This is a genomic window from Collinsella aerofaciens, from assembly GCF_009876115.1.
GTDB lineage: Bacteria > Actinomycetota > Coriobacteriia > Coriobacteriales > Coriobacteriaceae > Collinsella > Collinsella aerofaciens_N.
Genome location: NZ_WWSY01000022.1, coordinates 1 through 11303 on the forward strand (window position 1 = coordinate 1; position 11303 = coordinate 11303).

At 59.9% G+C, this 11303-nt stretch carries 10 protein-coding genes; 6 read left to right on the forward strand and 4 right to left on the reverse strand.

Annotated elements, in window-relative coordinates; genetic code table 11:
* Positions 1 to 181 precede the first annotated feature (181 nt).
* Together GT571_RS09180 and GT571_RS09185 are read right to left on the reverse strand one after the other, a co-directional pair.
* Positions 182 to 922, reverse strand: coding sequence for an ABC transporter ATP-binding protein (locus GT571_RS09180; protein WP_117769450.1), 741 nt, complete (start codon positions 920 to 922; stop codon positions 182 to 184).
* Positions 923 to 927: 5 nt separating this feature from the next.
* On the reverse strand, positions 928 to 3150 hold the full coding sequence (locus tag GT571_RS09185) for a hypothetical protein (RefSeq protein WP_161156830.1): 2223 nt from the start codon (positions 3148 to 3150) through the stop codon (positions 928 to 930).
* A 552-nt stretch (positions 3151 to 3702) separates the two neighbouring features.
* Between GT571_RS09185 and GT571_RS09190 the strand changes: the two genes are divergently transcribed.
* The 6 genes from GT571_RS09190 to GT571_RS09215 all read left to right on the forward strand — a co-directional run bounded on the left by GT571_RS09190 (position 3703) and on the right by GT571_RS09215 (position 8312).
* Complete coding sequence (locus tag GT571_RS09190; RefSeq protein WP_006235293.1) at positions 3703 to 4215, forward strand: DUF2975 domain-containing protein; 513 nt, start codon at positions 3703 to 3705, stop codon at positions 4213 to 4215.
* A gap of 9 nt (positions 4216 to 4224) precedes the next feature.
* Positions 4225 to 4476 carry a helix-turn-helix domain-containing protein gene (locus GT571_RS09195; protein WP_006235292.1) on the forward strand — a complete coding sequence of 84 codons (252 nt, stop codon included), beginning with the start codon at positions 4225 to 4227 and terminating at the stop codon, positions 4474 to 4476.
* 18 nt (positions 4477 to 4494) lie between these two features.
* Positions 4495 to 5202 (forward strand): site-specific integrase, encoded by a 708-nt coding sequence (locus GT571_RS09200; protein WP_275689650.1) that lies wholly within the window; start codon positions 4495 to 4497, stop codon positions 5200 to 5202.
* A gap of 396 nt (positions 5203 to 5598) precedes the next feature.
* On the forward strand, positions 5599 to 5886 hold the full coding sequence (locus GT571_RS09205) for an ACT domain-containing protein (protein WP_006235289.1): 288 nt from the start codon (positions 5599 to 5601) through the stop codon (positions 5884 to 5886).
* Positions 5887 to 5964: 78 nt separating this feature from the next.
* Positions 5965 to 7383, forward strand: coding sequence for a citrate synthase (locus GT571_RS09210; RefSeq protein WP_161156834.1), 1419 nt, complete (start codon positions 5965 to 5967; stop codon positions 7381 to 7383).
* Between the two features lie 86 nt (positions 7384 to 7469).
* Entirely contained in the window at positions 7470 to 8312 is an 843-nt protein-coding gene (locus tag GT571_RS09215; RefSeq protein ID WP_161156836.1) for a Cof-type HAD-IIB family hydrolase, read from the forward strand.
* A 118-nt stretch (positions 8313 to 8430) separates the two neighbouring features.
* Here GT571_RS09215 and GT571_RS09220 read toward each other — a convergent pair whose 3' ends face one another.
* Complete coding sequence (locus tag GT571_RS09220; protein WP_161156838.1) at positions 8431 to 9225, reverse strand: Cof-type HAD-IIB family hydrolase; 795 nt, start codon at positions 9223 to 9225, stop codon at positions 8431 to 8433.
* A 198-nt stretch (positions 9226 to 9423) separates the two neighbouring features.
* Positions 9424 to 11244, reverse strand: a complete 1821-nt coding sequence (locus GT571_RS09225) for an adenine deaminase (protein WP_161156840.1) — start codon at positions 11242 to 11244, stop codon at positions 9424 to 9426.
* Between the last annotated feature and the right edge of the window lie 59 nt (positions 11245 to 11303).

The window sequence follows — 11303 nt, forward strand, 5'->3', positions numbered from 1 at the left end:
TTAGTTTGAGAAGAAGTCGACAGTACATTTAGAAGCACCTACGTTCCTCAAAGAATTGTTAGATTAAAAGTAACAGACCGGATGAAGATACGTGCGACGGGGGCGAGGCGAATGGCTGAGCGGTATCGATATGCGGGTTCAACGGTATCACATTGGCCACATAGATTTTTAACTTGCATTTCTACCCGCCCTTTTCGTAGAGTCGCCGATACGTGCTTAGCGCACCCTCGGCGCGTCCGGCAGGCTTTGCGAAATGGGATCCAGGAGACTTCGGCGCAGCATCATCTTGCGGAATGCTTCTAATGAGCCTCCCATCCTTCAAAAACAGAATCTCATCGCACAGCCTATCGACCGAATCCAAGATGTGGGATGACATGATGATGCACGTACCAGAATCGGCCAGCTTCCTGAGAATCTCGGAATGCAAGTCCACCCTGCTGGGGTCGAGCGCGTTCATGGGCTCATCTAATAGAAGGTACCGCGCGCCCGTCGCATACGCAATCGCCAGGGTAAGCTGCTGCTTCATGCCCTGGCTCAGAGTGCGGATCCTCATCTTCGCGAACTCGCCTATCTGCGTTTGTTCCACTATCTCTTCGATATCGCGAGCATGCGGCCACATATCGCAAACCATCTTGAGGTGATCTTCCGCACGCAATCCGGGATACAGCAGCGTCCCCTCACCAGGTGCATAGAAGATCATAGAACGGACCTCTCTCGCACCCGTACCCTGCACCTCATCCAGAACGATGCTCCCGTCCACGCGAGGACCCGGCAAACCTGCCATCGCACGCAGCAACGTCGTCTTTCCATGCCCGTTCGGAGCGACGAGACCGTAGACCGTACCCGGGGCAAACTCAGCGTTCACCGAATCTACGAGCACCTTCTTTCCATAAGAGATCGTCAGCGTTTGAAGGTCAATCATCGAGATCATCCCCTTTCGATCTTTGGAACACTCAGGCGCACCATCAACGGAGATACGGCGCCCAAGACCACCAGCAGAGCGCCCGATGCGCCGACGACCTCTCCAAAAGGCATCGCGTTCGTCCCTCGCCCAAGGAACCCAATCGTCCCCACCTGGGAAGCGGGATCAAACGAGGCGAATGGAGCCAGCAGCGCGACGCCCATGTCCACGCTTTCAACATGAGCGCTCAACGAACCCAACACCAAGAGAACCGCGCAAACCATTCCGGTGACAACGGGGTTGCGGCTAATCGCTGCTGTCAACGCAGCGACGACGGAAATCACGCCGTATGCCATGACCAGCAACGGAATACTGCACAACACCGCCTCCCCCACCATGGACGTTGTCGAAGCTCCCGCCCGAATGAGAGCGACGGGATACTCCGATCCACCCGCACCGTTCTTAATCACGGACACAACGACAGCGGGAACCATCGACACCAAAAGCAGCACCAAGCCAAGCAGGAGAGCCAGCGCAACAGCCGTCAGAAAACGCACATGCGCTGTTGCGGGGATCTGGAGAACCAGCAGGGAACGACACTGCAGGTGGGTGCACGCGAGCGATGTGACAACCACGGGCAACAGCAAAAATAAGGAGGGAAGCGCTGCCTGGAGATACGAAAGGAGGATTAATGGGGGCATCTTCGTACTTAACTCGTAAACCTTGGGGTCCGGCAAGCTCGCGATCGACTCAAGCAGAAGGGCGCGCGCCTCCGCACGAGAAGGAGTCTCCGGCTCGATTCCGATCGATTGCAGGAGAGTCGCATCTGCCGCGCCCAGCTCACCTCGAGCGCGCTCGTACGTCGCAAGGCTTCGAAACCCCTCCGCAGGCATAGGCGCGTACACGAAACCCGAAAGAGCATCCCGCATGTCTTCCAGGGCCGCTTTGCCCTCGACGTCCATATTCGCAGCGTTCTGCTCTAGATACCGATCTATTGAACGGAGCTCCCCATCCCTATACCGAACAGCGGAAACGTTATCAGCGTCAGGAAACATCTCGACCAGAGCCGGGGCCAGCATCGTCGTCGACATTGCAATCGCGCATACGGCGAGGGTAGGAGAACGCAGGAGCAGTTTCCCCATCGTTCTTACGTATGCAACGGCGGAGGCACAAGCGCTCGAACGAGTTGCCGTTCTCGATGCAGTGAAGGAACCTCTCTCAAGACAAATCGGGGATATCGGGCACGCGCAGCCGCTCTTTCCAGCAACGCAAAGCAGGCTAATTGCCAGCACCTCGATCCCGATTGCGCATACGAGGGCAATCGCGCCACGCTCGAAGCAAAGTTCAGGCAGATTCACTATCTGCGTTGTCGGGTACGGGCTATAGGCGCCGACGGTCAACTCAGTGTTCGCATACGTAAGGGGATTCAACAGGGCGAACTCACGTAAAGCGATGGATCTTCCGTAATACCCGGGAACCATCGTCACCCCCATCAGGGCACATACGAACACGATTCCAAGCGTAGGGTTATTGGCAATCTTCACGGCAAGGTGAACGACAAGCGAGATGAACGCTGCCACCAAGAATTGCAAGATGGCCGTCTGCGCGAACACCAGCCAAGCCGGTTTGATAACCGGAGTCGCATATTGAATGTAGCCTATCGGATAGAACGGCGAGCCCGGGCCATTCTTCACAAGCGCGGCGATTATCCCTGGAAGATTGATGGCGAGGACGGCAAGCATTGCAAAAACACTCGCCCATACGCTCGATGCAACAAGTCTACCCAGCTCGCCCATCGGTGCCTGGATGATGAGCTTTTCACGTTTGTTAAGACGCGCGGCAAGGAACGAGACGGCAACGGCCGTTGCGACCCATAGCAAGTACTCCTTCGATCCGTCATAATAGGTGTACTCTCCATCCGATATCTGCAGAAACGGAAGTAGGGGAGAGAGCGGTGCCAAGATAAGACGTCCCGCGGCAAGAGGGTACAGAAGCGCGGGCATGCTTGATGAAGAGGTATAGACACCGTCCTCCCCCGCATTCACAAGCGCATCCGCATAGGATGCTGACAATTCCTGCTCAACACGGGTTATTCCCGACTCGAGGTATTCGACCCGTCCGTCGATGCCAGCCGCGCTCCTGAAGACGGGCAGAGCACAAAGAACCATCAACGCAACAACGACAACACAGAGCGACCTGGAGGAGAGAAGCGACCTAAAGATCGCCTTCGAGATTTTGAGCATATTCATCGCCAACCTTAACCTCATCCAGTCGGAACAGAGGGGCCGAACAAAATGCTCGGCCCTTCCTCGCATCTAGTAGGTGCTATAGACAAATTGCCATTTATCAGTTGTGCCAAGAACACCACAGGAGCACATTGCAGCGAGGCGGGATTCCCTATGATGCGCGGATCGGCGATAGCCATTTCGGTAGGAGATCGTCTTGTAAGAGATGTTGAACATCGAGATGCTGTGCCCGCTTACGCCGCGAGGACAGCTGTAGCTCCAGTAGGTATCGACGACGTCGTCCGTATACCCGAGGGGCTCAACGAGGGCACACTGGCTGCTCTCCTGGGAAGGAGGCATCGGGGTATCCGCAAAAGCGGGGGCTCCCGGCAGCAACAAACAAAGAGCGAGGCCGAGGAAAACCAAGAGCTTACACGACTTAACAGTACTGAACATAATCCTCTCCAATCTAGAGGGGTTTCGGTTGCAGCATGCTGTGATTACTTGTCGGCAAAGTCAATTTAACATAAACTGTTAAAAAGTAACCTGAGTTTTTTAAATTCTTCGGAGGTTATTATGAGTTCCGACAATCGCACTCCCCGGCTTCATTCCTTCCGCATCGCATGTGCGATAGCCTCTGCGACCCTTTGCGCCACCGCCATCGCACAAGTGGCGTTCTCCTTAAAGCCAGCAATCGAAGTGCTCGACAACCCTGTAATTGCAGACTCCCCCGCGTATCCAGCCCTTGCGATCTCGACATTGGTCCCTGCCGTCATCGGTATCGCTACGACCATCCTCAGCGCCGTTCTCGTGTGGACGATCAAGAGCGGAGACCCCTTCAAGAAAGGGTCTGCGACATGCTTGAAGGTGCTCGGCATTCTCTTCGTTGTTCAAGCTGCCACCAGCCTCTACGCCGGCTCACTCAAAACCTCCGTTTCGATGTTTGGCGGCGAGGGGGCCGTCGGCGCCCAAGAGATCGCTTCATCATTCGATTGGACCTCTCTGGTTCTCGGCATCGTCCTGTTCATGCTTTCCCAGCTCTTCTTGTACGCCCGAGAGCTGTACCTCGACTCCGACGAGATTGCGTAAGGAAACGCCATGCCCGTAATTGTTCGCCTCGACAAGATCATGGCCGAGCGAAAGATTTCCTCGAACGAACTTGCCGAAAGGATTGGAACCACGCCCGTGAACCTGTCCCGTATTAAAAAAGGGCATATTCGCGGCATTCGCTTCAACACACTCGAGCAGCTATGCCTCGCCCTTCGTTGCCAACCCGGAGACCTTCTCGAAGTCATGAGCGAAGAGGATGCCCGAAAGGAGTTCGGACTCGATTGGTCCGCCGAGGATTAGAGGGCGGTCGTACTCGCCCTGCACACGGGGATGCGAATCGGCGAGGTCTGCGGCCTTCGGTGGTGCGATGTGGATTTCGAGACGGGCCTGATCTCGATCAGACACTCGGTGGCGTACGCGAAGGGAATGGGTTCGTTCATCAAGGACACCAAGACCCATGACGCCAGGGGTATCCCCATCGACCCGGTCGGCCTACTCCCCTTCCTGAAGGAGACCCACGAGATCGACTGCGGAAAGCCGCGCTTGCGCGGCCTTACCGGGGCGGTCGAGATCGGGGACTGCTACATCCTGTCGGAGCCGGGCGCGACCTTCGCGACGACAAGCTATATCCGCAGGGCGTTCAAGACGTTCTCGGAGACCAACGGCCTCATGGGCACCAACGACGAGCTGATCACGTTCCACGGCCTTCGCCACACGTTCGCAACGCAGTGGATCCGCCAAGGCGGCGATATCAAGGCGCTCCAATCGATCCTCGGCCACAAGGACGCCATGGCGACGCTCAACGTCTACGCCGACATCGAGCCCATCTCCAAAATCCATAACATGCTGCGCGCCACGCCGTGCCTTTGGCGCGGGCACCTCGGGCCGAGGGTCGATCCGGGTCCCATGTTCCAACAGAGGATCCAGGAGTCCATCGAGACGCTCCAGGCGTTCGGCTACGGCATCACCGAGCCGGACGACCGAAATATCGCCATACGCGACGTGAAGACGAACAGTTGGCTCTAGCTCACCGAGTACGCGGCAGTGCTGGGCCCATCCCAACTGAGGTCACGGTGGTCCGATAGGGGCGCCGCCCGCGGCATGCGCCGCGGAGCGGTATCCCCTACCGAAGGGCGGGGATGCCCTCCGCTTCCAGTTCGGAATCAGCCGTCGGAGGCGTTCGGCTGACTGCGGGAACGGCCTGTCCGCTCAATGTGTTCGGCTGAGATCGGAAATCAACCCAACACGAGCCGGACACGCGCCAGACGGCTCTTCCCCGTGCGGCCTTCCCCCTTACGCTCATGTTGCAGGCATGTAACGCCGCAGCGAGCGCGCCTTTTTTGCGCCAGACAGGTACAATGATGAACACTGTACCGTAGCGGAGCGCCCCGCGCGCGCCGCAATCACGCGAAAGGGTTTCCCATGGCCGAGATCTCGTCCTCCCGTATCGTCATCACCGTCCTTGGCAAGAACCGCCCCGGCATCGTCGCCGGCGTCACCCGTGTCCTAGGCGAGGCCAACGTCGACATCCGCGACATCACGCAGTCCATTATCGAGGACATCTTCACCATGACCATGCTGGCCGATACCGCCGAGTCCAAGCTCGACTTCGCCGAGCTGCAGAAGGCGCTGGCCGAGGCCGGCGAGCTTTCGGGCGTCAACGTGTCCATCCAGCGCGAGGACGTCTTCAACTTTATGTACCGCCTGTAGCGAACAGGCCGTACGGGAACAGGCCGGCGCATCTGCACCCAAGCACGCCGCCCCCACACGGCCCCGAGAGGAGCGCGCATGGCTTACGACGCCAAGAAAATCTACTACCGCTTCGATGACCATCTGAGCCGCCTGGTCTTGGATTATGAGGCGAGCCGCCAGATTTCGCCCGAAAGCGAAAACCTCTACCACGGCATGCCGACTGATCCGTATGACGAGGGTCTGTTCGTCGAGCATAACGTCAAGCGCGGCCTGCGCAACGCCGACGGCTCGGGTGTGGTTGCGGGCCTTACCCGCATCTCGGACGTGCACGGCTACAACAAGGTCGACGGCAAGGTTGTGCCCGACCAGGGCAAGCTCACGCTGCGCGGCTATAGCATCGAGGATCTGGTCAACAATGCCCAGGCCGAGAATCGCTATGGCTACGAAGAAGTCGCCTACCTGCTTATCACGGGTTCGCTGCCCAATAAGGAAGAGCTGGACGGCTTTTGCGAGCGCTTGGGCGCCTTTAGGCATCTGAGCGACGAGTACGTCAAAGAGTTCCCCATGACCACGGTGTCGTCGAGCATCATGAACGTGCTCCAGCGCGCTGTGCTGCTGCTCTACGCCTTCGATGCCGAACCAGACGTGATCACGCCCGAGCACGAAATCGACGTCGCCATTTCCATGCTCGCACGTCTCCCGCGCATCGCCGCCTTCGCACACATGGCCTCGATCGCCAAGCTTCGCGGCTCCGAGGTTCACGTGCCGCACCCCACGCCCGGCCTCTCCACCGCCGAGACCATCCTACAGGTCTTGCGCGGTGGCATGGCGTTCACCCGCGATGAGGCCATGCTGCTCGACGTTATGCTCATGCTGCATGCCGAGCACGGCGGCGGCAACAACTCCACCTTCGCTTGCCGCGTGCTGTCGTCTTCGGCCACCGACCCGTATTCCGCCTACGCTGCGGCTATCGGCTCGCTCAAGGGCCCGCGCCACGGCGGTGCCAATGCCAAGGTCGTGTCTATGCACGAGGACATCCGCGCGCATGTTTCCAACTGGGAAAACGAGGACGAGGTCGCGGCCTACCTGGGCAAGATCCTCGACAAGCAGGCCTTCGACGGCACCGGCCTCATCTACGGCATGGGCCACGCCGTCTACACGCTGAGCGACCCACGCGCCGAGGTGTGCCGCCGTTACGCGCGCTCGCTGGCAGCCAAGAAGAACTTGGGCGAAGAGTTCGCACTCATCGAGCGCATCGAGCGCCTGGCACCCCAGGTCATGCGCGACCACGGCATGACCAAGCCCATCTGCGCCAACATCGACCTGTACACGGGCTTTATCTACAAGATGCTCGGCGTGCCCGAGACGCTCTTTACGCCGCTATTCGCCGTCGCCCGCATGGCCGGCTGGTCGGCACACCGCATGGAAGAGCTCTTCTGCGCGCACCGTATCATCCGCCCCGCCTATCGTCCGGTGATCGAGCCGCTGGAGTACAAGCCGCTCGCCGACCGCTAGGACGCGGACCGTTATAGAACTCGAGCGTGGCCAGGGACCCAAGCCCTCGGCCACGCTTTTTATGCCAGTGGAAAGGGCTGCATCAAATGATTGTGTTTTCCGATATGGATGGGACGCTGCTGACGAGCGATAAGCAAATGAGCGATGCCACCTGGGCAATGCTCGACGAGCTCGCACGTCGTGACATCGAGTTTGTTCCCTGCACGGGACGTCCGCTGTCGGGCATCTTTGAGCCCATTCTCGCCCATCCCGCCGTGCATTACGCGGTCTGTGCCAACGGCGCCAGCGTCTGGCAGCTCGACGAGGATACGCCCACCGACGCCTCGCGCGCCACGTGCATCTTGAGCCGTCCGCTCGACCGTGGCATTGCCCACCGCATCCATCGCATTGCCGCCGGCCACGATGTGACCTTCGATATCTTCGCGGATGGGCAGTGCTTCCTCCCCCGTTCGCTATACGGGCGTCTGGATGAGTTCTGTGGCGGCGACCCCCACATCGCGGCTTCGCTCAAGCGCACACGAACGCCGATCGACATGAATATCGACAGCAAAATCGACGAGGTCGAGGCGCTCGAACGCATCGCTATGTACTGGCACGACCCCGCCGATCGCGACGCCATCGCGGCGGCGCTCGACACGCTCGGAGGCATTGAGGTCACGCGTTCGTACGCCATGAATATCGAGGTTATGGGCGAAGGCGCCACCAAGGGAACGGCCCTCACGTGGCTGTGTGAGCACCTGGGCGAGCGCCTCGCCAACGCCTGGGCGTTCGGCGACAACATCAACGACATCCCCATGCTGCAGGCAGCGGGCCACGGCATGGCCATGATCAACGCCGAGCCCGAAGATCGCGAGGCCGCCGACGCCATCACCGAATACGACAACGACCACGACGGCGTCGCCCGCACCATCATGGCCGCCCTCGCCTAGTCATTGGTCAGTCATTGGGGACGTTCTTAAACGACTAGTCACTGGGGACACTCTTCGCAAAAAGCTGCAAGGACCGTCCCCCACTGTCGGCAGAAAAGGAACGTCCCCATCTGCCGGATTAGGAGAGACTCTCCAGCACGCGACGGAGCTCCTGCTGGACGGCGTGGTCGCGGTTACAACCCACCACGCGATCGGCCACCGCCTTAAGCGCGGGGCGCGCGTTTTCCATCGCGCAGCCCGTGCCGACAAAGCGAATGATCTCGTAGTCGTTCATCGAGTCGCCAAACGCCATGACCTCGTCGCGACCAATGCCGTAATGCTCCGCGAGCTGCGCGATACCCGAGGCCTTCGACACACCAGGCTGCATGGCATCGATCCACGCGTTGCCCGAAGGCGCAAAAGTAAAGAGCTGACCAAGTTCGCGCTGTAGCACGTACGCACTGTCCATAACCGCACTGTCGTCGCAAAAGATACTCGCTTTGATGATATTTACGCTGGGATCGGGCAGCTCCCAAATACGCTCGGCATTGGGAAGGTCCTTATCGACCTCACGCACGAATTTGCACTCGTCATCGAGCAGGAAGGACTTGGTTCGGTCAAAGAGCGCAAGATGCAAATTGGGAAACGTCGCGACGGCCTGGGCGAGCCTTCGAATCGCCAGGTGCGAATACACCTCGCGGTCTACCATTTTGCCGTCGGCGAAGACCTGGGCACCGTTAGCTGCGACAAAGTCCATCTTGTCGCGAACGGGCGCAAAGAACTCGCACAGGCGATCGTAGCGACGACCTGACGATGCGGCGAAATGCACGCCATGCTCGTGTAGCGCCAGAATCAGTTCGTAGGTCTCGGGAGGCACCTGGCCGTTTTCGTCAAGCAATGTGCCGTCCATATCGGATGCAATCAGTTTAAACATAGAAAAGCTCCCTTCGGGCTTGTTGGAATCGAACGTGTATCCGATTCCAACGTACCCAAAGGGAGCTCAAATAAGACTCCGCGGGCGTAAACGTTACAAGGACCTAGCAAATAGCTCACACATGCCAGAGGTCTCACGGTCGCGGCGTCAGGCGACACGCCACCCCGACGGATAGTCGTTTAAGAACGTCCCCGATGACTAGTCGGCGTAGGTGAAGGTCGTGACGTCGAACATGCCCTCGGGGCGGATACGGAGCGTCGGGATCACCGGCAGGGGCAGGAAGATGATGCCCATGATGGGGTCGAGCGGCGGCTCGATACCCATGGCGCGCGCCTTGACCATAAAGTCGTCGTGCTGCGCGGCGACATCCTCGGCCGTGCCCTCGCTCATAAGGCCACCGAGCGCCAGCGGAATGCGCGCCACGACCTCGCCGTTGCGCACCAGCACGTGGCCGCCCTGGCCCACGGCCTCAACGGCAGCCATCATATCCGCCGCATTGTCGCCCACCACGCACACGTTGTGCGAGTCGTGGCCAATCGTGGAGGCAATGGCGCCACCCGTGATGGTAAAGCCGCGCACCCAGCCGCGACCGATATGCTTGCCAACCAAGCCCAGACCCGCGGGGCCGTCACCGTCGGCGCCCTCGGCCTGCAGCGACACGCCGCGGCCGTGGCGCTCGATCAGCATAATGCGGCGCAGGCCCTCGGCACTCTCGGGGCGAACCATACCCGTGATAGCCATACCCGGGATGACATCGATAACGGCCTCGCCCGGCTTAAAGGCATAGTCAAACACGTCGAGCGAAAGCTTCGGCAGCTTAACGGAGGCGCGCAGCTCATCGGCAAGGGCCGCAACCTCGGCCATCTCGGGTGAGATCTCGCCCACAAAGGTGCCGTCCTGCGCCACCAGAGCACCGGCGGCATATACTCGATGCGGAGCCGTAGCAAACGTCAGGTCATTGAGCACCAGCAGGTCGGCACGCTTGCCCGGGGCAATCGCACCACGCAACTCGTGCGGGTCGCGGCAGCCGTGATCCAGGCCAAACGCCTCGGCCGTGGAGAGGGACGCCATAGAGATAGCGACCACGGGGTCGATACCGGCCTCAATCGCCACACGGCAGGCATTGTCGATCATGCCAGTCGCAAGCGCATCGGAAGGGGCGCGGTCGTCAGTCGCAAAGCAGCAGCGGCGGGCGCGCGCGGGGTTCTCCAGCAGCATCGGCGACAGATTGGCCAGGTCATGGCTGCACGTGCCCTCGCGCAGCATCACGTACATGCCACGAGACAGTTTATCGAGCGCCTCCTCGGGAATCGTCGACTCGTGATCGGCGATAATGCCCGCCGCGGCATAGGCATTAAGGTCCTTGCCGGCAACGAGCGGTGCATGGCCGTCGACCTGCTTGGACGGCGTCTGGTTGGCAGCATCGATGCGGGCACAGGTCTCAGGGTCGGCCATAAAGACGCCCGGCAGGTTCATCATTTCGCCCAGACCAAAGACATCGCCCGGATGCTCGGCAAAAAACGCCTGCATGTCAGCGGCGGTAATCACAGCGCCCGCTTGCTCGTCGGGCAGTGCGGGCACGCACGAAGGCATCATGTACTTGATGGAGATGGGCGCACGACGACCATCCTCGATCATAAAGCGCAGGCCGTCGAGACCGGCAACATTGGCGATCTCGTGGCTGTCGGCAATGGCAGTGGTGGTACCGCGCGTCGCCGCCATGCGCGCATACTCGGCGGGCCGGATGTTCGAGGACTCAATGTGCAGATGTCCGTCGATAAAGCCGGGGGCGAGATAGCGACCCTGGCAGTCGATAACCTCGGCAGCCTCATAGGTACCGGCGGCATCGTCGCGACCGTCGTAGAGCACGCCGACGATCACACCGTCCTTGACGGCAACGCTACCGGGCGCCACGCGCTGACCGTACACGTCGACAATCTGCGCATTGGCAAACAGCGTGTCGACGGGCACGCGGCCCTCGGCGGCCTCGATCACAGACCTCATGACCTCAACGGACATACATACTCCTTTAACCGTAGAAAAAAGCTGCGGAGCGGACAAGCCTTCACCGCAGCAAG